Here is a 23,151-nt window from a genome sequence, read left to right as displayed (position 1 = left end):
CCGTCCCTATCCGCCGTAGGCGCCGGAGGCGGTCAGCCGCAGCGCAGTGTCGATCAGCGGGACATGGCTGAAGGCCTGGGGGAAGTTGCCCACCTGGCGGCCGTTCTTGGAGTCCCACTCCTCGGCGAGGAGCCCGAGGTCGTTGCGGAGGGCCAGCAGCTTCTCGAAGAGCTTCCGGGCCTCGTCGACCCGGCCGATCATCGCCAGATCGTCGGCCAGCCAGAACGAGCAGGCGAGGAACGCGCCCTCGTCGCCCTCCAGACCGTCGACCCCGGCGTCCTCCCCGGCCGTCGGATAGCGCAGGACGAAGCCGTCCTCGGTGGACAGCTCGCGCTGGATCGCCTCGATGGTGCCGATGACCCGCTTGTCGTCGGGCGGCAGGAAGCCCATCTGGGGGATCAGCAGCAGGGAGGCGTCCAGCTCCTTGGAGCCGTACGACTGGGTGAACGTGTTGCGCTCCCGGTCGTAGCCCTTCTCGCAGACGTCCCGGTGGATGTCGTCGCGCATCTGCCGCCAGCGCTCCAGCGGTCCGTCGACGTCACCGGCCTCGATGAGCTTGATGGTGCGGTCGACCGCGACCCAGGCCATGACCTTGGAGTGGACGAAGTGGCGGCGCGGTCCGCGGACCTCCCAGATGCCTTCGTCCGGCTCCATCCAGTGCTTCTCCAGGTATTCGATCAGCTTGAGCTGGAGGAGGGAGGCGTAGTCGTTGCGGGCGAGTCCGGTCATATGGGCCAGGTGCAGGGCCTCGGTGACCTCGCCGTAGACGTCGAGCTGGAGCTGGTGGGCGGCGCCGTTGCCGACGCGGACGGGGGTGGAGTTCTCGTACCCCGGCAGCCAGTCCAGCTCCGCCTCGCCGAGTTCCCGCTCCCCGGCGATGCCGTACATGATCTGAAGGTTCTCCGGGTCCCCGGCGACGGCCCGCAGCAGCCATTCGCGCCAGGCGCGGGCCTCGTCCCGGTAGCCGGTGCGCAGCAGGGAGGAGAGGGTGATCGCGGCGTCCCGCAGCCAGGTGTAGCGGTAGTCCCAGTTCCGTACGCCGCCGATCTCCTCCGGCAGGGAGGTGGTGGGCGCGGCGACGATACCGCCGGTGGGGGCGTAGGTGAGGGCCTTCAGCGTGATCAGCGAACGGACCACCGCCTCCCGGTAGGGGCCGTGGTACGTACAGTGTTCGACCCACTCGCGCCAGAAGTCCTCCGTGGCCTCCAGCGAGGCCTCCGGCTCGGGCAGCGCGGGCGGCCGGTGGTGCGAGGGCTGCCAGGAGATGGTGAAGGCGATCCGCTCACCGGGGGAGACGGTGAAGTCGGAGTAGGTGGTCAGATCCTTGCCGTAGGTGTCGGTGGGGGAGTCGAACCAGACCGAGTCGGGGCCGGCCACGGCGACCGTGCGGCCGTCGACCTTGTGGACCCACGGCACGATCCGGCCGTACGAGAACCTCATCCGCAGTGCGGAGCGCATCGGGACCCGCCCGCTGACGCCCTCCACGATCCGGATGAGCTGCGGGGCGCCGTCGCGCGGCGGCATGAAGTCCGTCACCCGGACCGTGCCGCGCGGGGTGTCCCACTCGGATTCCAGGATCAGGGAGTCGCCCCGGTAGCGGCGGCGGTCGGCGGCCGGGGGCTCGGCTCCGGCGGCGGGGGCGGGCCCCAGCCTCCAGAAGCCGTGCTCCTCGGTGCCGAGCAGTCCCGCGAAGACGGCATGCGAGTCGAAACGGGGCAGGCACAGCCAGTCCGCCGTGCCGTCCCGGCAGACCAGTGCTGCGGTCTGCATGTCCCCGATGAGTGCGTAATCCTCGATGCGCCCGGCCACGTGCATCTCCAGTCGAACGGCCACGTCCGCCCCGTAGGGCGCTTGCTGTGGTCGGGGCCGCGTACATCACCGGTACGGGGCCCGGACGAACTGCGGAAACACGGCTGTGAACCGTCCCGACGCCATCGTCGCCACCCTGCTCCGATGCGCTCCGCGCGCCCCTCGGCATCGCTCAGAAGAGCGAGTGTCCGAGCAGGATACGACGCGACACAGCCATCCGCGTGGCGCTCTCGACAACGTGAGTCATCCGAACGAGTGAGCCATGGGTGAACCGCTGGTGAGGGGTGGTGTCAGTGTGGTGTAAGCGCAGAAAAACGGGTGCTGCGGCAGCCGGGACGGAGGAGGCGGAGAGGGGTCCGGGGGATCAGAGGGAGGGACGGGAGCGCGTGTGGCCGGAAGCAGCCTCCCCCTGTCGCTGATACCCTGGTACCCCGTGGACCGGTGGCATGCCTGTCGAGAACAGGCGCCCCGAAACCGCAGCGACGGCACCCCCCCGAACCCCTTCCGGGCCTCGGTACGGGCTGTCGGAACGCACCTCACCTCGCGACCACGGGAGCCCCCTCTTGGCGATGCCGCCCAACACCATGACGACCAAGCACATCTTCGTCACCGGGGGTGTCGCCTCCTCCCTCGGAAAGGGCCTGACGGCCTCCAGCCTGGGTGCGCTGCTGAAGGCCCGGGGACTGCGGGTCACGATGCAGAAGCTCGACCCCTATCTGAACGTCGACCCCGGCACGATGAACCCCTTCCAGCACGGTGAGGTGTTCGTCACCAACGACGGCGCCGAGACCGACCTGGACATCGGCCACTACGAGCGTTTCCTCGACGTCGACCTCGACGGCTCGGCCAACGTCACCACCGGCCAGGTGTACTCGCAGGTCATCGCCAAGGAGCGGCGCGGCGAGTACCTGGGCGACACCGTGCAGGTCATCCCGCACATCACCAACGAGATCAAGAGCCGGATCCGCCGGATGGCGGCCGACGACGTCGACGTCGTCATCACCGAGGTCGGCGGTACGGTCGGCGACATCGAGTCGCTGCCGTTCCTGGAGACCGTCCGCCAGGTCCGCCACGAGGTCGGCCGGGACAACGTCTTCGTCGTCCACATCTCGCTGCTGCCCTACATCGGTCCGTCCGGCGAGCTGAAGACCAAGCCGACCCAGCACTCGGTGGCCGCGCTCCGCAATATCGGCATCCAGCCCGACGCGATCGTGCTCCGGGCCGACCGGGAGGTGCCGACCGCCATCAAGCGGAAGATCTCCCTGATGTGCGATGTCGACGAGGCCGCCGTAGTCGCCGCCATCGACGCCAAGTCGATCTACGACATCCCCAAGGTGCTGCACACCGAGGGCCTCGACGCCTATGTGGTGCGCAAGCTCGACCTGCCGTTCCGCGATGTCGACTGGACGACCTGGGACGATCTGCTGGACCGGGTCCACAACCCGGCCCACGAGGTCACCGTCGCCCTCGTCGGCAAGTACATCGACCTGCCCGACGCCTATCTCTCGGTGACCGAGGCGCTGCGCGCCGGCGGTTTCGCCAACCGGGCCCGGGTCAAGGTCAAGTGGGTCACCTCCGACGACTGCAAGACCCCGGCCGGGGCGAAGAAGCAGCTGGAGGACGTGGACGCGATCTGCATCCCCGGCGGCTTCGGCGACCGCGGTGTCAGCGGCAAGGTCGGCGCCATCCAGTACGCCCGGGAGAACCGCGTTCCGCTGCTGGGGCTCTGCCTCGGCCTCCAGTGCATCGTGATCGAGGCGGCCCGCAACCTGGCCGCGATCTCCGAGGCCAACTCCACCGAGTTCGACGCCGCCACCGCCCACCCGGTGATCTCCACCATGGAGGAGCAGCTGGCGTATGTGGAGGGCGCGGGCGACCTCGGCGGCACCATGCGGCTCGGGCTCTACCCGGCGAAGCTGGCCGAGGGCTCCATCGTGCGCGAGGTCTACGGCGACCAGCCCTACGTGGAGGAGCGCCACCGCCACCGCTACGAGGTGAACAACGCCTACCGCGCGGAGCTGGAGAAGAAGGCGGGCATCGTGTTCTCGGGCACCAGCCCGGACAACAAGCTCGTCGAGTACGTCGAGTACCCCCGCGAGGTGCACCCGTACCTGGTCGCCACCCAGGCGCACCCGGAGCTGCGGTCCCGTCCGACCCGCCCGCACCCCCTCTTCGCGGGTCTGGTGAAGGCCGCCGTCGAGCGGAAGTCCGGCGCCTGACGATCAAGGCGTTACGGTTGACCGGGGTACGGGCCCGAGAGGCGGCCCGTACCCCGATCGACTTTCTGCGGGAGGGCCGGGATGGGATACGAAGCGACCGGGACGGCGGCCGGAGCCGTCGCGGACACGCCGGAGGAGTGGCGGGTCACGGCGACGGTCACCCCCTTCCGGGGCGCCAAGACCAGTGTCCGCACCGACGATGTGGTGATGCCCGACGGTTCGGTGGCCCGCCGCGACTACCAGGTCCACCCGGGGTCGGTGGCGGTGCTCGCCCTCGACGCCGACGACCGGGTCGTGGTCCTCCGCCAGTACCGCCACCCCGTACGGCAGAAGCTGTGGGAGATCCCGGCCGGACTGCTGGACGTGCCGGGGGAGAACCCGCTGCACGCGGCCCAGCGGGAGCTGTACGAGGAGGCCCATGTCAAGGCCGAGGACTGGCGGGTGCTCACGGATGTGTACACCACCCCCGGCGGCTGCGACGAAGCGGTACGGATCTTCCTCGCCCGCGATCTCTCCACGGCCGAGGGGGAGCGGTACGAGGTCTCCGAGGAGGAGGCGGACATGGAGCTGGCCCGGGTGCCGCTGGCCGATCTGGTCCGGGGTGTGCTCGCCGGGGAACTCCACAACAACTGTCTGGTGGTGGGGGTGCTGTCGGCGGTCGCGGCCCGGGCGGGCGAGGGCTTCGACGCACTGCGTCCGGCCTCGGCGCCCTGGCCGGCCCGTCCCTTCGAGGCCTGAGGGTTCCCGCCGGACGTGCCGCCGCTCCCCGGTGGCACGTCCGGCTCCCGTTGCGGGGTTCCCGCGCCGTGGTGCCCCTCCACCGGAGCTATTCATCATCCAGTCTGATGATCTGTAGATATTACTGATCCGATCAGGTGATATATCGGGGCTGCGCGTACCGGATCGTCGCAGAGAGTGAACTACGCTCGGAACGCCCGTGCGGATTCCCTTGCGGGCTCGGCGAGTGCACGGACTGGACGGGAGCGTGGCCCGTGACGGATCAGGCGACGGATCAGGCGGTGGGCCGGGTCGGCCGGACCGGTGCGTCCAAGGGATCCGGAAGGTTGTTCTCCGGCCGTCAGCGGGAGCTGAAGACCCTGCTGGCCGATGTGGAACGGGCCGGACTCGACACCATCGCGGGCCGGGCCGCCGCCCGCGCCCGGGTGCTGCTCATCGCCGGCCGGCCCGGCGCCGGACGGAGCGCGCTCGCCGCCCGTCTCGTCGAAGGGCTCGCCGAGCGGTATCCCGGCGGAGTGCTGCGGGCCGCCCTCACCGAACCCGGCGGCCGGGCCGTTCCCACCGAGGAGACCGCCCGGGAGCTGCTCGACGCCCTCGGGGCGGCCTCGCCGCCCGGCGCGGACGGGGACGAACTGTCGCAGCTGCTCCGCGAGAGCCTCGCCGGGCGCCGCGTCCTGCTGCTGCTCGACGACGCCGCCGACGCGGAACAGGTCGATGCGCTCCTCCCCGACGACCCCGGATGTCTGCTGGTGGTCGTGGGCTCGGGCCCGCTGACCGGTATCCCCGGGGTCCGGCCGTGCACGGTCGGCGGCCTCGACCCCAAGGCCGCCATCGAACTGCTCACCGCCTTCACCGGCTCCGTCCGGATCACCGTCGACCCGCAGGCCGCGGAATCCGTTGCCGAGGAATGCGGCGGACAGCCCGCCGCGCTGGTCATGGTCGGCGGCTGGCTGGCCGCCCGGCCCCAGGCGTCGGTCGCCGACGCGGTCCGGCGGCTGCGGGCGCTGCCCGAGGACGAGGAGGTGCCGCAGGCGCTGCGGCCGGCCTCCCGGGCGTTCCGGCTGGTGCACGGCTCGCTGCCGACGGGCGCCGCCCGGCTGCTGCGGCTGCTGGCGCTGGCGCCCGCCGGGATCGTGGATCCGCAGACCGCTTCGGCGCTCGGGGCCTGCTCTCCGGACGAGGCGCACAGCGCCCTGGAGGGATATGTCGCCCTGGGGGTGCTGCACCGGCGGGGCGAAGGGCTGTACGCGGTGCCCGGAGTCCTGGTCCCGCTGATGCGGGCGCTCTCCGAGGCGCACGACAAGCCGGGCGAGGTGCAGCTGGCGCGGGCCCGGATGCTGGAGCGGGCCGTCCGCCGGCTCCAGTCCTGCCGGGCTGCCACCGAGCCGGAGGGGTCGCCCGCCCGGACCGCCGTGGAGTCGCTGCCGCGCTCGCTCCGCTTCCCGGACGCCCCGGCCGCGGCCGACTGGCTGCGGATCCACCGCCCCGGGCTGCTGGCCGCCGCCCGGCTCGCGGTCGGCGACGGCGATCTGGACACCCTGGCGAGACGCCTGGTCGCGGCGCTGGTCCGAGCGTTGGCGGCGCATCGGGGCACCGATGCGGCGGCCCCTGATCTCTACGGACTCCATCAGCTCGTCCTCGATGTCGCCGAACGCCGGGGGCTGCACCGGGAGGCCGCCGCGGCCCTGCTGAACCTCGGTGATCTGGACGCCGAGACGGGCCGTACCGAGGACGCGCTCGCCCGCTACCGGGCCGCGCTGGACGCCGGACGGGCCGCCGACGACCCCTATGCGATCAGCCGCGCGATGGAATCCGTAGGCGGTGCCTGGCAGGAGCTGGACGACTGGCAGCGGGCCGCCGACTGGTACGGCCGGGCGCTGGCCCGGCGGCAGACGAGGGGGGAGCGGGCGGACGAGGCCCGGCTCTACGGACGGCTGGGCACCGCCCACACCTATGCCGGGCGGTACGGAGAGGCTCTGCGCTGCTGGCGCGCCTCGGTCGCCGGATACCGGCGGGTGGGCGATCTGCCGGCGCAGGCGCGGGCCCTCAGCGAGGCGGCCCGGGTGCAGGAGTACGCGGGACGGCCCGAGGAGTCGCTGCGGACCTGCCGGGAGGCGGTGGAGTGGGCGCGGCAGGCCGGTGATGTACGGCTCCAGGCCGCGCTGCGGCTGCGGCTGGCCGACACCCTGGACCGGCTGGGCGATCCGGCGGCCGCCCGCTTGCAGCGGGCCGGCGCCGAGCGGCTGCTGGAGACCGCCGACGGCACCGGAGAGGGGGCCGGTCCGGACGGTACCGGGGGTCCGGCGGATACGGCAGAGCCGGGGGAGGCTCCCGGGAGCCCCCGCGGCCACGGTGAGGACGAAGGTAAGAAGCCGGGTTCCACCTACGAAATCCGTAGTGGTGCCAGACGAGAATAAAGGTTTGTAAGGCTAGACAGCGGGAAACCCTTCATTAATACTGGCTCCATCGCGTTATCTCGCGGTGTGTACCCCTGCGCCCTGTGTGTCCGGGTTTATCTGTCAATACCCTCCTTATCCCCTGAGCCAAGGACCGTGATCGACGTGAAGGTCGGCATCCCCCGCGAGGTCAAGAACAACGAGTTCCGGGTGGCGATCACCCCCGCCGGCGTGCACGAGCTGGTGCGCAACGGTCACCAGGTCTTCATCGAGCAGAGCGCCGGCCTCGGCTCCTCCATCACCGATGTGGAGTTCGCCGCCGCCGGGGCCGAGATCCTCGCCACCGCCGACGAGGTCTGGGCCGTCGCCGACCTGCTGCTCAAGGTCAAGGAGCCGGTTGCCGAGGAGTACCACCGCCTCCGCAAGGACCAGACCCTCTTCACGTACCTCCACCTGGCCGCCTCCCGCGAGTGCACCGACGCGCTCCTGGAGTCCGGCACCACGGCCATCGCCTACGAGACGGTCGAGACCGCGAGCCGCCAGCTCCCGCTGCTCGCCCCGATGTCCGAGGTCGCCGGGCGGCTCGCCCCGCAGGTCGGCGCCTACCACCTGATGCGCTCGGCGGGCGGCCGCGGTGTGCTGCCGGGCGGCGTCCCGGGCACCCGTGCGGGACGCGCGGTCGTGATCGGCGGCGGCGTCTCCGGCTGGAACGCCACCCAGATCGCCGTCGGCATGGGCTTCCACGTCACCCTGCTCGACCGCGACATCAACAAGCTGCGCGAGGCCGACAAGATCTTCGGCACCAAGGTGCAGACCGTCGTCTCCAACGCCTACGAGCTGGAGCAGGCCGTCGTCGAGGCCGACCTCGTCATCGGCGCCGTCCTCATCCCGGGCGCCAAGGCCCCGAAGCTGGTCACCAACGAGCTGGTCGCCAAAATGAAGCCCGGAAGTGTCCTTGTCGACATCGCCATCGACCAGGGCGGCTGCTTCGAGGACTCCCGGCCGACCACTCACGCGGAACCGACCTTCACGGTCCACGGTTCGGTCTTCTACTGCGTCGCCAACATGCCGGGCGCGGTGCCCAACACCTCGACGTACGCGCTCACCAACGCGACGCTGCCGTACATCGTCGAACTCGCCAACCGCGGCTGGGTCGAGGCGCTGCGCCGTGACCCCGCTCTCGCGCTCGGCCTCAACACCCATGACGGAGAGGTCGTCTACGGGCCCGTCGCCGAGGCCCACGGTCTGCCCCTCGCCGAGCTGAGCGCGCTCATCGGCTGACCCCCTCCCGACAGCCGCGGACCCGCGGACCCCTTGGCGCGCCCGGCCGCGACACACGGTCCCCGCGGGTCAACGGAGACCGTCAACTTCGCGCCCCCGGCCGGATCTTGCTCAGCAAGGTCCGGCCGGCGGCGTATCTCCCCGTGCCGCCGGCGGCCGTCCGGTACGTGGTCGTTCAACACGGCACCAACGCCGCTCGTCAGTGGACGCGCCCCTTCCGAAAACCAGTGGGGCGGATCACACTCCGGTGGCCGCGCGCTCTTGACACCGCGGTGTTCCGTTGCCGACACATCGGGCCGGGTCCGGTGGATTGTGTTGCTGCGGAGCGGTGACACGCCATAGAGTCGCCAACCGTCGGCATGATGCCACGCTGACCTAGTCGATAAAGACAGATGAAGCCCCGACCGCGGCCGAGGAGGTAAGACGACTTGTGAATGAGTCGACATTTACTCCCGGGGGCGGTTACTCGGGAACGCCTTCGACGCTCCCGGCCCCGCCCTTCGGGCGGGTGACTGTCGGCTTCGCCGGAACCTCCGGCACCGCCGGTCCCGTCGCTGCGCGGACCGCCACGGCACGCCGGGGCGCCCCGCACACCCCGCACATGACGACAGCCCACACGATGACGATGACGGACGGCCTACACGTGAACGCCACGGCAGGCGACGAGAGTGGCCGAGAGTCCACGCACTTCGCCGCCTACGAGGAACTCCCCGAGGGGCACTTCTACGACCCCGACGCCGAATACGAGCCCGACCCCGAGTACGCGGCCACGCTCGCGCCCGACGCGGCGCGCCAGCGCCGTGAGCGCATCGGCCCCACCGGCCGCCCGCTGCCGTACTTCCCGATCCCGGGCCCGCTGACCGACCACGGCCCCGCGAAGATCATCGCGATGTGCAACCAGAAGGGCGGCGTCGGCAAGACCACGTCGACCATCAACCTGGGCGCGGCACTCGCGGAGTACGGACGGCGTGTGCTGCTGGTCGACTTCGACCCGCAGGGCGCCCTCTCGGTCGGCCTCGGCGTCAACCCGATGGAGCTGGACCTGACGGTCTACAACCTGCTCATGGAGCGGGGCATGTCGGCCGACGAGGTACTGCTGAAGACGGCCGTGCCCAATATGGACCTGCTGCCGAGCAACATCGACCTGTCCGCCGCGGAAGTGCAGTTGGTCAGTGAGGTCGCCCGGGAGTCCACGCTCCAGCGGGCGCTGAAGCCGCTGCTCTCCGACTACGACTACATCGTGATCGACTGTCAGCCCTCCCTCGGTCTGCTCACCGTGAACGCGCTGACCGCGGCGCACAAGGTGATCGTCCCGCTGGAGTGCGAGTTCTTCGCGCTGCGCGGTGTCGCCCTGCTGACCGAGACCATCGAGAAGGTCCAGGAGCGGCTCAACCCCGAACTGGAGCTGGACGGCATCCTCGCCACGATGTACGACTCGCGGACCGTGCACAGCCGTGAGGTGCTCGCCCGGGTGGTCGAGGCCTTCGACGACCACGTCTACCACACCGTCATCGGGCGGACGGTCCGCTTCCCGGAGACCACGGTCGCCGGTGAGCCGATCACCACCTACGCGTCGAACTCGGTGGGCGCCGCCGCGTACCGGCAACTGGCCAGGGAGGTGCTCGCCCGGTGTCACGCCGAGTGAGTCTGCCCGGAGCCGACGAACTGTTCCGTACGACCGGGGGCATGGCGCTCCAGTCGTCCTCGCCGCGGCGTGCGGCGAACGGCGAACCGAGGGTCCCCGCCCCCGCCGGGGAGAGCGATCCGCTCGACGCCGCCGCTCTCCCGCCGTCCTCGTCGCAGGAGCACACTGCGGCCGAGGCCGAGGGCGGCACGGAAGGGCGCAGCCGGGCGGAGGCGCCCGATACGCCCGTCCCCGGGGTATCGGGCAGGTCCCGCCGTTCCCAGGCCGCCCAGGAGGCCCCCGGGGCCTCCGGCGCCGCGGCGCCGCGGCGCCGCGGCCGGGCCGCGAACCGCCGGCCCAGCGGCCGCGAGCGCCACGACGAGAAGATCACCGTCTATGTCTCCGCCGAGGAGCTGATGGACCTCGAACACGCGCGGCTGGTGCTGCGCGGCGAGCACGGGCTGGCCGTCGACCGCGGCCGGATCGTCCGCGAGGCGGTCGCGGTGGTCCTGGCCGACCTCGAACAACGCGGCGAGGCGAGCATCCTCGTCCGCCGGCTGCGCGGACGCTGAAGGTAGCCTCGCGCTGCCCTGCCCCCGTTCCGCACTCCTGGACCGCCCATGCCCCCGGCCGCTCCGCCGCCCCGTCCGTCCCGCCGCCCCCTGGGCCGCGGCCCGGCCACGCCCTCGCCGCCCTCGCCTCCGGTTCCGGACCACCATGCGGGGGAGGGGGTCCCCGACCGCTCCGGTGCCGGCCCGGACACGGAGGGGGTTTCCCCGGCCCCCGGAGGGGCGGACGGGCCGGAACTCCCGGCCTCCGGGGCCGTCCCGGGAGAGCGGGAAAGCGTTCCGGAGACAGGGACGACGGGTGCCTTGAGTGGCGCTGGGGGTCCCCCCACGCCGCAGGCGTGGGGGCGGAACTGCGCGACAAGCCAACGCCTCGGCGCGGACGCCGTATCACCGCACCTGGCCGGACGGGAGGCGTACGGACCTGTGCGGGGCGCCGCGGCGAATGCCGGAGTGCGGCCGGGGAACCGAGCGGATCCCGCGGAAGCCACGGACCCCGCGGAATCCGCTGAATCCGCCCGTACCGTGCGGGATCCGGCCGCCGCGGCCCCGGACTCCCCGCGGGACCGGGCCGCCGCCCCGGAGACCCCGCCGGGGGCCCCGCCCCCCGCCGACGGGCGGTTCACCGTGCGGCTCACCAACTTCGAGGGGCCCTTCGATCTGCTCCTCCAGCTGATCTCCCGGCACAAGATGGACGTGACCGAGGTCGCGCTCTCCAAGGTCACGAACGAGTTCATGGCCCATATCCGCGCCATGGGGGACGACTGGGACCTCGACCAGACGACCGAGTTCCTCGTCGTCGCCGCGACCCTGCTGGATCTGAAGGCCGCCCGGCTGCTGCCCGCCGCCGAAGTGGAGGACGAGGCGGATCTCGCCCTGCTGGAGGCGCGCGACCTGCTCTTCGCCCGCCTTCTCCAGTACCGGGCGTACAAGCGGATCGCGGAGATCTTCGGCGAGCGGATGGCGGCGGAGGCACTGTGCCGGCCCAGGACCGTGGGCCTGGAGGACCGCTACGCCGAACTGCTGCCCGATGTGATGATCGGTATCGGCGCCGAGGGCTTCGCGCGGCTCGCGGTGAAGGCGATGCAGCCCAGGCCAAGGCCGCAGGTGTACGTGGACCATATCCACGCGCCGCTGGTGAGCGTGCGGGAGCAGGCGGAGTACCTCGTCGCCGTGCTGCGGGAGCGCGGTGAGACCGGATTCCGGGAGCTGACCGCCGACACCACGGACACCCTGACCGTCGTCGCCCGCTTCCTCGCACTTCTGGAGCTGTACCGCGACAGGGCGGTCGCCCTGGAGCAGGAGGAGGCCCTCGGGGAGCTGCTGGTCCGCTGGACCGGCGGGGACGCGGCGCCGAAGGTCACCGACGAGTTCGACCGGCCGGCGCCGCAGGCGGACCGGCAGCACGGCAGGAAGACGGAGGTCACGGCGTGACAATCCCCGAGAACGGAGCGGAGGCCGGGGCCCCCGCCGCGGACCTGGCCCTCAAGCCCGCACTGGAGGCCGTGCTGATGGTGGTCGACGAACCGGCCGCCGAGGAGCATCTGGCCAAGGTGCTGGAACGGCCCCGGCGGGCCGTCGCCGACGCCCTGCGCGAGCTGGCCGACGAGTACACCGCACAGGGCCGTGGCTTCGAGCTGCGCCTGGTCGCCGGCGGCTGGCGGTTCTCCACCCGGGCCGCCTACTCCCCGGCCGTCGAGCGGTTCGTCCTCGACGGCCGGCAGGCCCGGCTCACCCAGGCGGCCCTGGAGACCCTCGCGGTGGTCGCGTACCGCCAGCCGGTCAGCCGTTCCCGGGTCTCCGCGGTCCGCGGGGTGAACTGCGACGGCGTGATGCGGACCCTGCTCCAGCGGGGTCTGGTCGATGAGGCGGGCGCGGAACCCGAAACAGGTGCGATCCTGTACAGGACGACGAACTACTTCCTGGAGCGGATGGGCCTGCGCGGCCTGGACGAGCTGCCGGAGCTGGCGCCCTTCCTCCCCGAGGCCGAGGCGATCGAAGCCGAGACGCAGGAGGGCGTGCCGTCGTTCGATCCGGACGCTCCGGAACCGGACTCACGGTCCGTACCGGACGAAGATGACAAGACGACGGAAACTTGATGCGAAGCAGCGGCAGCGGCAGGAACAGCAGCGGTAAGAGCGGCGGGCGCGGTAACTTCCGCGGCGCGGGCAACGGCCGCGACGACAGGCAGAAGCGCGCGGGCAAGCCCCGTCCCGAAGAGCGCCGCTACGACGTCGGCGGTTCCGGTGGCGGTGCCGGAGCGGGCGAGGGGCCGAAGCAGGGCCGCGGCAGTACGGCGCGCGGCGGCGCCAAGGGCGGTCCCCGGCAGTCCCCGAAGCAGGACCCCCGCGGCGGCCGTGGCGCGCCCGCCCGCTCGCGCGAGTACGACGCCAGGACCGAGGAGCGCAACCGCGAGCGGTATGCGAACAAGCCCGAGGTCCGCACCCCCAAGACCTTCCCCGGCGCCGAGCAGGAGGGCGAGCGGCTGCAGAAGGTGCTGGCCCGCGCCGGGATGGGTTCGCGGCGGGCCTGCGAAGAGCTGATCGACCAGGCCAGGGTCGAGGTCAACGGGAAGATCGTCGTCGAGCAGGGGCTCCGCGTCGATCCGCAGAAGGACGAGATCAAGGTCGACGGCCTGACCGTGGCCACCCAGTCGTACCTCTTCTTCGCGCTGAACAAGCCCGCCGGTGTGGTCTCCACCATGGAGGACCCGGACGGCCGCCAGTGCCTCGGGGACTATGTCACCAACCGGGAGACCCGGCTCTTCCACGTCGGCCGGCTGGACACCGAGACCGAGGGCATCATCCTGCTCACCAACCACGGCGAGCTGGCCCACCGTCTCACCCACCCCCGGTACGGCGTGAAGAAGACCTATCTGGCCGCCATCCAGGGGCCGCTCCCGCGCGAGCTGGGCAAGCGGCTCAAGGACGGTATCCCGCTGGAGGACGGCTACGCCCGCGCCGACCACTTCCGGGTCGTGGAGAACACCGGCAAGAACTACCTCGTCGAGGTCACCCTGCACGAGGGGCGCAAGCACATCGTCCGCAGGATGCTCGCCGAGGCGGGCTTCCCGGTCGACAAGCTGGTCCGTACGGCCTTCGGCCCGATCGCCCTCGGCGACCAGAAGTCCGGCTGGCTGCGGCGGCTGACCAATACGGAGGTCGGCATGCTGATGAACGAGGTGGGTCTGTAGTAGCCCCGGCTCCTCCTCGGAGGGGTCCCGTTGTACGGCTCCGAGGGGCCCGCGGCGCAGGTGCGCCGCGGGCCCCTCTCCGTTTCCGCGCCCTGGAGGCCTTGTGCCGTCCGTCACCCTCTGTTTATAGTCAGAGTGACTATTGGAGGGCGGGGGCTCGCGGTGTACGGGAACGAGGCAGCGGCAGCCGACCGGCGGGCCGGACCGGAGGACAGGGGCGGCCGCCCCGCCTCCCCACCGCCGCTGCCCGTCCGCCGTACCCGATTCCACGGAGCACCGCTGATGCCCCCCGCGCCTGAAGCCGCCGCCTACGACCCGCGCGCTTTTCCGCCCTTCGCGGTCACCGTCGATCTGGCCGTCTTCACCGTCCGCGACGCACAGCTGAACGTCCTGCTCGTGGAGCGCGGCGAAGACCCCTACCGCGGCGACTGGGCGCTGCCCGGGGGCTTCGTCCGGCCCGGCGAATCGGCGGGACAGGCCGCCCGGCGGGAGCTGGCCGAGGAGACCGGGCTCTCCCGCGAGACCGTCCACGGCCTCCACCTCGAACAGCTCCGCACCTACAGCGAACCGGACCGGGACCCGAGGATGCGGGTGGTCTCCGTCGCGTACACCGCGCTCCTGCCCGATCTGCCCGAACCGCGCGGCGGCGGCGACGCGGCCGCCGCCCGCTGGAAGCCCCGCGCGGACACCGGCCCGCTCGCCTTCGACCACGACCGCATCCTCGCCGACGCCGTCGACCGGATCCGCGGCAAGTTCGAGTACACCGGGCTCGCCACCGGCTTCTGCCCCGCCGCCTTCACCCTCGGAGAGCTTCAGGAGGTCTACGAGAGCGTCTGGGGCGTCCCGCTCGACCGGCCCAACTTCCGGCGCAAGGTCCTCGCCACCCCCGGCTTCGTGGAGCCGGCCGAGGGCCCCCCGCGCCGCACCGGCGGCCGGGGCAAACCCGCCGCCCTCTACCGCGCGGGCACCGCCGCGGTCCTCCACCCGCCCCTCCTGCGCCCGGAAGGACGCCAGCCATGACCATCCTCGGGACCACCCGGGCAGGCACGAACCGGACCCGTATCCGGCAGGCCGCCACCGGCTCGCTGATCGGACTCGCCCTCGGGGACGCCCTCGGCTTCCCCACGGAGTTCAACGACGTGCCGCAGATCCTCGCCAAATGCGGCCCCTGGCGCGAGATGCGCCTGCCCCGCCCGGCGTACATCACCGACGACACCCAGATGGCCCTCGCCGTCGCCCGCGCCCTGCGTGCCGCCATGGACCGCGGTGCCCTCGACGCTGCCCGCTTCGTCCCGCCGCTGCGCGCCGAGTTCGTCTCCTGGTACCACTCCCCGGAGAACAACCGCGCCCCCGGCCGCACCTGTCTGGACGCCTGCCGCCGCCTCGACGACCCCGGACTGCCCTGGCAGTACGCCGGAACCGTCGAATCCAAGGGCTGCGGGGCCAATATGCGGGTCACGCCCGTCGGGCTCGCCCCCGGCCTCAGCACCGAGCAGCGCGCGGGCGCCGCCCAGCTCCAGGCCGCCCTCACGCACGCCCACCCCACCGCGCTGGCCGCCGCCGACCTCACCGCCCACGCCGTCCACCTCCTCGCCGGCGGCGCCGAACCCCTGGGCCTCGTCGGCATGCTGCGCTCGTACGCCTACGAGAACCGCTCCCGCTACCACGACCGCTGGCTGGGCGATCTCTGGCAGCGCGCCGACGACCGCACACCCCAGGCCTATATCGCCCGCGGCTGGGACGAGTGCCAGGAGATCCTGCGGCGGCTCGCGGGCGTCCTGCCCACCGCCGACCCGGCGGACGACCCCTGTCCGACCACCGGCGACGGCTGGATCGCCGAAGAGGCCCTCGCCACCGCCCTCCAGTGCTTCCTGCTCTTCCCCGACGAGCCCCTGACCGCCCTGCGCCGCGCCGCCTGCACCCGGGGCGACTCCGACTCCATCGCCGCCCTCACCGGCGCCTTCGCCGGTGCCCGGCTCGGCGCCGCCGCCTGGCCCAGCAGCTGGGCCGACCATGTCGAACACCGCGGCGACCTGATGACCCTGGGGGCCCTCTGGGACGGCTGACCCGCCCGACCCGCCCGCCGGGCCCCGGTGGGCGCCTGCGATCCTTGGCGACCGTGGACCTCGAACAGTTCGATCTCGCCCCCGTCGTCGCGGAACAGCCCGACCCGCTGCTCTTCGCCACCGTCTCCGGTGCCCATCTGTACGGATTCCCGTCCCGCGACTCGGACGTGGACCTGCGCGGAGTGCATCTGCTGCCGGTGGCGGAGCTGATCGGCCTCGACGAACCGGAGCAGACCAGGACCCGGATATGGGACCGGGACGGGGTGGAGATGGACCTCGTCACCCACGATCTGCTGAAGTTCGCCGGACTGATGCTCCGCCCCAACGGCTATGTGCTGGAGCAGCTCCTCTCCCCGCTGGTCGTGCACACCACCGAGGTCCACGCCGAGCTGACCGCCCTCGCTCCCGGGGTGCTCACCGCCCGGCACGCCCACCACTACCGGGGGTTCGCGAAGACCCAGTGGGGGCTCTACGAGAAGACCGGGGAGCTGAAGCCGCTGCTGTACACCTTCCGTGCGCTGCTCACCGGTATCCATCTGATGCGCACCGGCCGGGTGCTGGCCTCGCTGCCGCAGCTCCTGGACGGGATACCGGCCCCCGCCTTCCTGCCCGAACTGATCGCCGCGAAGGCGGAGGCCGAGCACGGGACGGGCGCCGGGCTCGTCCCGGACTCCGCCGCCGACGAGGTCGCCGCGCTCCACGCCGTACTGGATCTGGCGCAGCGGGACACCGGTCTGCCGGAAACACCGTCGGCCCGTGCGGCCCTCGGGGATCTGGTCGTACGGGTCAGACTCGCCGGCTGAGCGGCGGGAGCGGCCGGAGCAGCGGGAGCGGGCCGAGCGGCTGAGCGGGCTCAGGCCCGCGGTCCGGGCGTACCGGCCGCGGCGCGGCGGGTCCGGACCAGGAAGTCCTCCACCCGGGCCCGGTCCGCGGCCTCCGGGAGCGGGGAGCGGGTCAGCGCCGCATCGGTCTCCGCCACCAGCTCCGCCAGCCGGGCCTCCACCCGCGGCCAGGGCACCTCGCCCCGCCGTACCGCCAGCAGCCCCTCCCGCTCCTCGCCGACATCGAGCACCAGCTCACCCGAGCGCAGCAGATCGCGGCAGCTCAGCAGCAGCCGCAGCAGATGCATCGCCGGTTTCCAGCGGGGCTCGTGGCCCGGCCGCAGACTGGCCGCCAGTTTCCGGTGCTGCCCGTGCGCGTACTGCACGAAGGTGCGGTGGACCTCCCGCGAGACAAAGGCGCCCCGCAGTGCCAGCAGCTCCCGGCCGGTGTCGTCGATCCGCTCCACCAGCGGGGAGTGCAGCACCTCCAAGATATTCGGATTGGCCCGCAGACCCAGTTCGCAGAAGCGTTCCAGCTCCCAGGAGAACTGCTCGGGCAGCGGGCCCTCGGCATGCGCGGGGGGCTTGTCGAACCGCCAGAACAGCGGGGTCGGGGCGAGGAAGACGCCCCGGCGGTCGGTATCGCTGTCGTCGGTCGCGAGCCCGAAGGCCCGCGATCCCATCACACAGGAGTAGACCGTGTGGTCACGGACGAGCTGTTCGGGTGCGGGGCCGCGGTACATGGCGGTAAGGCTAAGGGCCCGCCGCGGCGGGCGGAGGGGCACCCTCAGGAGAGCAGTACGGCGTCCCCGGTGACCGTGATCGAAGCCGGTGGCAGCGGGCGGGTGGCCGGTCCGTGTTCGACCGATCCGTCCGCGATCCGGAAGCGGCTGCCGTGGCAGGGGCAGTCGATCGTGCCGCCGGCGACCTTGTCCACCAGACAGCCCTGGTGGGGGCAGACCGCGGAGAACGCCTTGAACTCCCCGGCCGTCGGCTGGGTCACCACCACCTTCTCGGCGGTGAAGACCTTCCCGCCGCCGACCGGGATCCCGGCCTTCTTCGCCAGCTCCTTGCCGAGCGACGGGCTCCCGGACGGGACCGCGGTCGCGGTGCCCGTGGCGGAGCCGCTCTCCGGGGCGCTCGCGGCGGGCGCGGCCGGACCGCCGCCCCCGCCGGAGCAGCCCGCGGCCAGACCCGCGGCCGTCGCCGCCCCGGCCGCCAGCACCGTCCGCCGCGCTGTGCCCATCGCCGTACTCCTTCGAACGCTCTCGAACGCCCGGCACCCGGCCGGGACCGCGCGGCGTGCATTCTGTCACCGCGGCCACCTGGCGCGGCGGACCGGACACGCCGGTACGCCCCCGCCGACGGGCCCGCCCGCGGCCGGGCCCGTCTCGCCCACCGGCCGCCGTGCTGCCGTCCGCGCCGGGCTGACTAGGCTGGCGACCAGGAGCAGGCGCAGACGAGAGGCAGGAGCGGGGACGTGGCGGTACGAGCGGTCCGCGGGGCCGTCCAGCTGGAACGGGACGACGCGGAGCATATGGACGAGCAGGTCGGCGAGCTGCTCACCGCCGTACTGGAGCGCAATTCCCTCACCGCGGACGAGCTGATCAGCGTCTGGTTCACCGCGACCCCCGATCTGCGCAGTGCCTTCCCGGCCGCCGCCGCCCGCCGCCTCGGCATCACCGATGTCCCGCTCATATGCGCCCAGGAGATGGACGTCGAGGGCGCGATGCCCCGGGTCGTCCGGATCCTGGCCCATGTCGAGACCGGGCTCGGCCGGTCCGCCGTCACCCATGTGTACCTCGGCGGCGCCGCCGCCCTCCGCAAGGACATCGCCCAGTGAGAACCGCCGCCGTCATCGGAACCGGACTGATCGGCACGTCCGCCGCGCTCGCCCTCGCGGGCCGCGGCGTCGTGGTCCATCTGGTGGACCACGACGCCGAACGGGTCCGTACCGCCACCGCTCTCGGCGCGGGCACCGAGGAGCCCCCCGAGGGCCCGGTCGACCTCGCGATCGTCGCCGTACCCCCGGCCAGGGTCGCCGGGGCGCTGGCCGGGGCCATGGAGGCCGGGCTGGCCCGCGGCTACCTCGACGTCGCCAGCGTCAAGGGCGGGCCCCGCCGGGAACTGGAGGCCCTCGGCCTCGACCTCTCCGGCTACATCGGTACGCATCCGATGGCAGGCAAGGAGCGTTCCGGTCCGCTGGCCGCCAGCGCCGACCTCTTCGAGGGCCGCCCCTGGGTACTCACCCCCACGCCCGAAACCGATACCGAGGTCCTCAACCTCGCCCTCGAACTCGTCGCCCTCTGCCGGGCCGTCCCCGTCGTGATGGACGCCGACGCCCACGACCGGGCCGTCGCCCTGGTCTCCCACACCCCCCAGCTGGTGTCGTCGATGGTCGCCGCCCGGCTCCGGGAGGCCGACGAGACCGCGGTACGGCTCTGCGGGCAGGGCATCCGCGACGTCACCCGGATCGCCGCCTCCGACCCGCGGATGTGGGTGGACATCCTCTCCGCCAACCCCGGGCCGGTCGCCGAGGTGCTCGCGGCCATCGCCGCCGACCTCGACGAGACGGTCAGGGCGCTGCGGTCGCTGGAGTCCGCCGGGACCGCCGAGCGGCGCGACGGGGCCTCGGGCATCGAGGACGTCCTGCGGCGCGGCAACGCAGGCCGGGCCAGGGTCCCGGGCAAGCACGGCGCCGCCCCGGCCGCCTACGAGATCGTCGCCGTCCTGATCAGCGACCGGCCCGGCGAGCTGGCCCGGATCTTCGCCGACGCCGGCCGGGCGGGCGTCAATATCGAGGACGTCCGGATCGAACACGCGACCGGCCAGCAGGCGGGCCTGGTGCAGCTGATGGTGGAACCCGCCGCGGTCACCGTCCTCAGCGCCTCCCTGCGCGAACGCGGCTGGTCGGTCCGTCCCTGACCGGCCCGCGTCCCGGGCCGGCCGCCCCCGGTCCGGGCCGTCGGGGCGCGCCCCGGGCGGCGCCCCCGGCCCGCCCGGTCCCTTCGCAGGTCGGCGGGGAAAGGGCAGGGCCCGGCAGTCGGTAACCTGGTACGGGACTCCCGCCAGCGGAGTCCGCCGCCCCCGCCCCGCGGGAAAGCCGCCCCGCGCCCGCGGGAACCCCGGAACGAAAGGTGTCCGCCACCGTGGAATCCGCCGTGATCGTTGCCATCGACGGCCCCGCCGGCACCGGCAAGTCGAGCACGTCCAAGGCGGTGGCCGCCGCCCTGGGGCTGCGCTACCTCGACACCGGCGCGCAGTACCGCGCGATCACCTGGTGGATGATCACCAACGGAGTGGACACCGCCGACCCCGCCGCGATCGCCACGGCCTCGGGGAAGCCCGTGATCGTCTCCGGCACCGACCCGGCCGGCCCCACGATCACCGTGGACGGCGAGGACGTCTCCGCGCCCATCCGCACCCCCGAGGTGTCCGCCGAGGTCAGCGCCGTGAGCGCGGTGCCCGAGGTCCGGACCCGGATCACCGGCCTCCAGCAGGCGATCGCCGCCGCCGCTGAGACCGGCATCGTCGTCGAGGGCCGGGACATCGGTACGACGGTCCTTCCCGACGCCGATCTCAAGATCTTCCTCACCGCCTCCGCCGAGGCCCGCGCCGCCCGCCGGGCCGGCGAGCTGACGGGCGCCGACGTCGAGGCCACCCGGCAGGCGCTGGTCAAGCGGGACGCGGCCGACTCCGGCCGGGCCACCTCGCCGCTGGCGATGGCCGCCGACGCGGTCGAGGTCGACACCACCGAGCTGACCCTCCAGCAGGTCGTCGACCGGGTGGTGGCCCTCGTCGAGGAGCGCCGGACGGCCGCCCGGTGACCACCCTGCCCTCCGCCGCGGGCGCGGCCGTCGGCCGCCGGATCGGCATCGGTCTGATGTACGGGCTGTGGCACCCCCGGGTGCTCGGCGCCTGGCGGGTCCCCGCCGCCGGACCGGTGATCCTCGCCGTCAACCACTCCCACGCCGTCGACGGACCCATGCTGATGGGCACCGCGCCGCGACCCGTGCACTTCCTGATCAAAAAAGAGGCCTTCGTCGGCCCCCTGGACCCCTTTCTGCTGCGCATCGGCCAGCTGAAGGTCGACCGGTCGGGCACCGACCGCGCCGCCGTCACCAACGCCCTCGGGATCCTGGAGCGCGGCGACGTCCTCGGGATCTTCCCCGAGGGCACCCGGGGCGAGGGCGACTTCGCGTCCCTCCGCGCCGGTCTCGCGTACTTCGCGGTACGGTCCGGTGCCCCGGTGGTCCCGGTGGCGGTGCTGGGAAGCACCGGGCGCCGCGGACGGTTGATCAGTGCGCTGCCCCCGCTGCGCGGCCGGATGGACGTCGTCTTCGGCGACCCCTTCCAGGCGGGCGACGGATCGGGCCGCCGTACCCGCACCGCGCTGGACGAGGCCACGGTCCGGATTCAGCAGCGGCTCACCACCCATCTGGAAAACGCCAGGCGCCTCACCGGGCGCGCCGGGTAAGACTTGACCATCCGGACCACCCGAACCCGGGACAGGGTCCGGTCGAGACACGAGGAAACGGACTTCATGAACGACCAGCACGACCACGGAGCGCTCGGCGACGCCGAGTACGCGGAGTTCATGGAGCTTGCCGCAGTCGAGGGCTTCGACGCCGAGGACGTGGAGGAGGCCATCGACGAGGCCGGTCACGGCCCGCTGCCCGTCCTCGCCGTCGTCGGCCGCCCCAATGTCGGCAAGTCGACCCTGGTGAACCGGATCATCGGCCGCCGTGAGGCGGTCGTCGAGGACCGGCCCGGTGTCACCCGCGACCGCGTCACCTACGAAGCCGAATGGGCGGGCCGCCGCTTCAAGCTCGTCGACACCGGAGGCTGGGAGCAGGACGTCCTCGGGATCGACGCCTCCGTCGCGGCCCAGGCCGAGTTCGCCATCGAGGCCGCCGACGCGGTCGTCTTCGTCGTGGACGCCACCGTCGGCCCCACCGACACCGACGAGGCCGTGGTGAAGCTGCTGCGCCGGTCGGGGAAGCCGGTGGTGCTCTGCGCCAACAAGGTCGACGGACCCAGCGGCGAGGCCGACGCGGCCATGCTGTGGTCCCTCGGACTCGGCGAACCGCACCCGGTCTCCGCACTGCACGGCCGCGGCACCGGCGATATGCTCGACGCCGTCCTCGACGTCCTGCCCGACGCCCCCGCCCAGACCTTCGGCACGGCGGTCGGCGGGCCGCGCCGGATCGCCCTCATCGGCCGTCCGAACGTCGGCAAGTCGTCCCTGCTCAACAAGGTCGCGGGCGAGGAGCGGGTGGTCGTCAACGAGATGGCGGGCACCACCCGCGACCCGGTCGACGAGCTGATCGAGCTGGGTGGGGTGACCTGGAAGTTCGTCGACACCGCCGGTATCCGCCGCCGGGTCCACCTCCAGGAGGGCGCCGACTACTACGCCTCCCTGCGCACCGCCGCCGCCGTCGAGAAGGCGGAGGTCGCGGTGGTCCTGATCGACGCCAGTGAGTCCATCAGCGTCCAGGACCAGCGGATCATCACGATGGCCGTCGAAGCGGGCCGCGCGATGGTGATCGCGTACAACAAGTGGGACACCCTCGACGAGGAGCGCCGCTACTACCTGGAGCGCGAGATCGAGACCGAACTCGGTCAGATCGCCTGGGCGCCCCGGGTCAACGTCTCCGCAGCCACCGGCCGCCATATGGAGAAGCTGGTCCCGGCCATCGAGACCGCGCTCGCCGGCTGGGAGACCCGGGTCCCCACCGGCCGGCTGAACGCCTTCCTCGGTGAGATCGTCGCCTCCCACCCGCATCCGATCCGGGGCGGCAAGCAGCCGCGGATCCTCTTCGGCACCCAGGCGGGCACCAAGCCCCCGCGGTTCGTGCTCTTCTCCTCCGGCTTCCTGGAGCACGGCTACCGCCGTTTCGTGGAGCGCCGGCTGCGGGAGGAGTTCGGCTTCGAGGGCACCCCGCTGCACATCTCGGTCCGGGTCCGCGAGAAGCGCGGCCGCAAGAAGTAGGCCGGTACGCGAGCACCGGCGAAAAGCGCGCCGCCCCGGCCGGGATCATCCGGCCGGGGCGGCGCGCCCGTTCTCGTACCGCCGCTCGTCCCCCTCCGGGGTCAGGGGCTGCGGCGCGGTGCCGGAGGCAGGGCCGCCGGATGCTGCCGTACGGGATACGGCTGCCAGCCCGCGCCCGCGTACGGCAGCTGCCCCGCGCCCCGGGCCGTGGCCTGGGTGGAGAACGCGAGGAAGCCGAGGTGCTCCTCGCCCGACCGGTCCCCGGGCAGTGCCCGGAACGACCGGCGGTACTCCGAGTACAGCGCATCGAAGATGGGCGTCAGGGAGAAGCCCGAGGCTGCCTCGTACGCGGGGCGCATACCGGGGATCGGACTCGGATACGGCTGGCGGCTGGGCTCGTAGGTCTGCACGTACCTGCAACGATCCACAACCCGGCCCGTCACTGC

Annotated in this window: 21 protein-coding genes; 17 read left to right on the top strand and 4 right to left on the bottom strand. The window is 72.6% G+C overall.

The annotated features are described in order from the left end of the window. Window positions 1-6: 6 nt before the first annotated feature. A complete protein-coding gene (locus tag ACIQ9E_RS14795) occupies window positions 7-1,809 on the bottom strand; it encodes a glycoside hydrolase family 15 protein (protein WP_403706853.1) in 1,803 nt (600 codons plus the stop codon). Window positions 1,810-2,378: 569 nt separating this feature from the next. Here ACIQ9E_RS14795 and ACIQ9E_RS14790 point away from each other — a divergent pair. From ACIQ9E_RS14790 to ACIQ9E_RS14735, 12 genes are all read left to right on the top strand, one after another. Beyond that, the gene (locus tag ACIQ9E_RS14790; protein ID WP_403706852.1) at window positions 2,379-4,028 is read left to right on the top strand and encodes a CTP synthase; all 1,650 of its coding nucleotides are present in this window, start codon (window positions 2,379-2,381) and stop codon (window positions 4,026-4,028) included. 81 nt (window positions 4,029-4,109) lie between these two features. Further along, entirely contained in the window at window positions 4,110-4,766 is a 657-nt protein-coding gene (locus ACIQ9E_RS14785) for an NUDIX domain-containing protein (protein ID WP_403706789.1), read from the top strand. A 254-nt stretch (window positions 4,767-5,020) separates the two neighbouring features. Then, the gene (locus ACIQ9E_RS14780) at window positions 5,021-7,183 is read left to right on the top strand and encodes a tetratricopeptide repeat protein (RefSeq protein ID WP_403706787.1); all 2,163 of its coding nucleotides are present in this window, start codon (window positions 5,021-5,023) and stop codon (window positions 7,181-7,183) included. Between the two features lie 144 nt (window positions 7,184-7,327). Beyond that, window positions 7,328-8,443 carry an alanine dehydrogenase gene (gene ald / locus ACIQ9E_RS14775; protein ID WP_403706850.1) on the top strand — a complete coding sequence of 372 codons (1,116 nt, stop codon included), beginning with the start codon at window positions 7,328-7,330 and terminating at the stop codon, window positions 8,441-8,443. 601 nt (window positions 8,444-9,044) lie between these two features. Beyond that, entirely contained in the window at window positions 9,045-10,088 is a 1,044-nt protein-coding gene (locus ACIQ9E_RS14770; protein ID WP_403706785.1) for a ParA family protein, read from the top strand. Continuing rightward, window positions 10,085-10,639: a hypothetical protein gene (locus tag ACIQ9E_RS14765; protein ID WP_403706848.1), complete on the top strand. Its 555-nt coding sequence runs from the start codon at window positions 10,085-10,087 to the stop codon at window positions 10,637-10,639. The genes ACIQ9E_RS14770 and ACIQ9E_RS14765 overlap by 4 nt, the downstream gene beginning before the upstream one ends. Window positions 10,640-10,687: 48 nt before the next feature. Continuing rightward, window positions 10,688-12,067: a segregation/condensation protein A gene (locus ACIQ9E_RS14760; RefSeq protein WP_403706783.1), complete on the top strand. Its 1,380-nt coding sequence runs from the start codon at window positions 10,688-10,690 to the stop codon at window positions 12,065-12,067. Continuing rightward, the gene (gene scpB / locus ACIQ9E_RS14755; protein WP_403706781.1) at window positions 12,064-12,732 is read left to right on the top strand and encodes an SMC-Scp complex subunit ScpB; all 669 of its coding nucleotides are present in this window, start codon (window positions 12,064-12,066) and stop codon (window positions 12,730-12,732) included. Before ACIQ9E_RS14760 ends, scpB begins: the two co-directional genes overlap by 4 nt. Further along, window positions 12,732-13,826: a pseudouridine synthase gene (locus ACIQ9E_RS14750; RefSeq protein WP_403706779.1), complete on the top strand. Its 1,095-nt coding sequence runs from the start codon at window positions 12,732-12,734 to the stop codon at window positions 13,824-13,826. Before scpB ends, ACIQ9E_RS14750 begins: the two co-directional genes overlap by 1 nt. A 282-nt stretch (window positions 13,827-14,108) precedes the next feature. Further along, entirely contained in the window at window positions 14,109-14,846 is a 738-nt protein-coding gene (locus ACIQ9E_RS14745) for an NUDIX hydrolase (protein ID WP_403706777.1), read from the top strand. After that, window positions 14,843-15,892: an ADP-ribosylglycohydrolase family protein gene (locus tag ACIQ9E_RS14740; protein WP_403706775.1), complete on the top strand. Its 1,050-nt coding sequence runs from the start codon at window positions 14,843-14,845 to the stop codon at window positions 15,890-15,892. The genes ACIQ9E_RS14745 and ACIQ9E_RS14740 overlap by 4 nt, the downstream gene beginning before the upstream one ends. A gap of 53 nt (window positions 15,893-15,945) precedes the next feature. Beyond that, entirely contained in the window at window positions 15,946-16,695 is a 750-nt protein-coding gene (locus ACIQ9E_RS14735) for a DNA polymerase beta superfamily protein (protein ID WP_403706773.1), read from the top strand. Between the two features lie 50 nt (window positions 16,696-16,745). Here the strand turns inward: ACIQ9E_RS14735 and ACIQ9E_RS14730 are convergent, their stop codons facing one another. After that, window positions 16,746-17,456, bottom strand: coding sequence for a DNA polymerase beta superfamily protein (locus ACIQ9E_RS14730; protein ID WP_403706771.1), 711 nt, complete (start codon window positions 17,454-17,456; stop codon window positions 16,746-16,748). A gap of 44 nt (window positions 17,457-17,500) precedes the next feature. Next, complete coding sequence (locus tag ACIQ9E_RS14725; RefSeq protein WP_403706770.1) at window positions 17,501-17,959, bottom strand: Rieske (2Fe-2S) protein; 459 nt, start codon at window positions 17,957-17,959, stop codon at window positions 17,501-17,503. 234 nt (window positions 17,960-18,193) lie between these two features. Here ACIQ9E_RS14725 and aroH point away from each other — a divergent pair, with 234 nt between their 5' ends. The 5 genes from aroH (at window position 18,194) to der (ending at window position 22,705) form a co-directional block, all read left to right on the top strand. After that, window positions 18,194-18,556: a chorismate mutase gene (gene aroH / locus ACIQ9E_RS14720; protein WP_403706769.1), complete on the top strand. Its 363-nt coding sequence runs from the start codon at window positions 18,194-18,196 to the stop codon at window positions 18,554-18,556. Beyond that, window positions 18,553-19,638 (top strand): prephenate dehydrogenase, encoded by a 1,086-nt coding sequence (locus tag ACIQ9E_RS14715; protein WP_403706767.1) that lies wholly within the window; start codon window positions 18,553-18,555, stop codon window positions 19,636-19,638. Before aroH ends, ACIQ9E_RS14715 begins: the two co-directional genes overlap by 4 nt. Before the next feature lie 212 nt (window positions 19,639-19,850). Next, window positions 19,851-20,540 (top strand): (d)CMP kinase, encoded by a 690-nt coding sequence (cmk, locus tag ACIQ9E_RS14710; protein ID WP_403706765.1) that lies wholly within the window; start codon window positions 19,851-19,853, stop codon window positions 20,538-20,540. 56 nt (window positions 20,541-20,596) lie between these two features. Then, window positions 20,597-21,190, top strand: coding sequence for a lysophospholipid acyltransferase family protein (locus ACIQ9E_RS14705; RefSeq protein WP_403706846.1), 594 nt, complete (start codon window positions 20,597-20,599; stop codon window positions 21,188-21,190). A gap of 66 nt (window positions 21,191-21,256) precedes the next feature. Next, entirely contained in the window at window positions 21,257-22,705 is a 1,449-nt protein-coding gene (gene der / locus ACIQ9E_RS14700) for a ribosome biogenesis GTPase Der (RefSeq protein WP_403706763.1), read from the top strand. Window positions 22,706-22,806: 101 nt separating this feature from the next. On the opposite strand, the gene ACIQ9E_RS14695 is transcribed toward der, so the two are convergent. After that, window positions 22,807-23,115 carry a hypothetical protein gene (locus tag ACIQ9E_RS14695; protein ID WP_403706761.1) on the bottom strand — a complete coding sequence of 103 codons (309 nt, stop codon included), beginning with the start codon at window positions 23,113-23,115 and terminating at the stop codon, window positions 22,807-22,809. Window positions 23,116-23,151 lie beyond the last annotated feature (36 nt).

This window comes from Streptomyces sp. NPDC094448 (assembly GCF_044763775.1).
In the GTDB taxonomy this organism is placed as follows: domain Bacteria; phylum Actinomycetota; class Actinomycetes; order Streptomycetales; family Streptomycetaceae; genus Streptomyces.
This window is presented reverse-complemented; position numbering and strand designations above follow the sequence as displayed.

Excerpts from the sequence above, each read along its gene's own strand:
- ACIQ9E_RS14750 (WP_403706779.1), top strand. The coding sequence starts at position 12,732 with ATGCGAAGCAGCGGCAGCGGCAGGAACAGCAGCGGTAAGAGCGGCGGG.
- ACIQ9E_RS14790 (WP_403706852.1), top strand. The coding sequence starts at position 2,379 with ATGCCGCCCAACACCATGACGACCAAGCACATCTTCGTCACCGGGGGT.
- ACIQ9E_RS14725 (WP_403706770.1), bottom strand. The coding sequence starts at position 17,959 with ATGGGCACAGCGCGGCGGACGGTGCTGGCGGCCGGGGCGGCGACGGCC.
- ACIQ9E_RS14740 (WP_403706775.1), top strand. The coding sequence starts at position 14,843 with ATGACCATCCTCGGGACCACCCGGGCAGGCACGAACCGGACCCGTATC.
- ACIQ9E_RS14770 (WP_403706785.1), top strand. The coding sequence starts at position 9,045 with ATGACGACAGCCCACACGATGACGATGACGGACGGCCTACACGTGAAC.
- ACIQ9E_RS14705 (WP_403706846.1), top strand. The coding sequence starts at position 20,597 with ATGTACGGGCTGTGGCACCCCCGGGTGCTCGGCGCCTGGCGGGTCCCC.
- ACIQ9E_RS14745 (WP_403706777.1), top strand. The coding sequence starts at position 14,109 with ATGCCCCCCGCGCCTGAAGCCGCCGCCTACGACCCGCGCGCTTTTCCG.
- ACIQ9E_RS14785 (WP_403706789.1), top strand. The coding sequence starts at position 4,110 with ATGGGATACGAAGCGACCGGGACGGCGGCCGGAGCCGTCGCGGACACG.
- ACIQ9E_RS14730 (WP_403706771.1), bottom strand. The coding sequence starts at position 17,456 with ATGTACCGCGGCCCCGCACCCGAACAGCTCGTCCGTGACCACACGGTC.
- ACIQ9E_RS14760 (WP_403706783.1), top strand. The coding sequence starts at position 10,688 with ATGCCCCCGGCCGCTCCGCCGCCCCGTCCGTCCCGCCGCCCCCTGGGC.
- der (WP_403706763.1), top strand. The coding sequence starts at position 21,257 with ATGAACGACCAGCACGACCACGGAGCGCTCGGCGACGCCGAGTACGCG.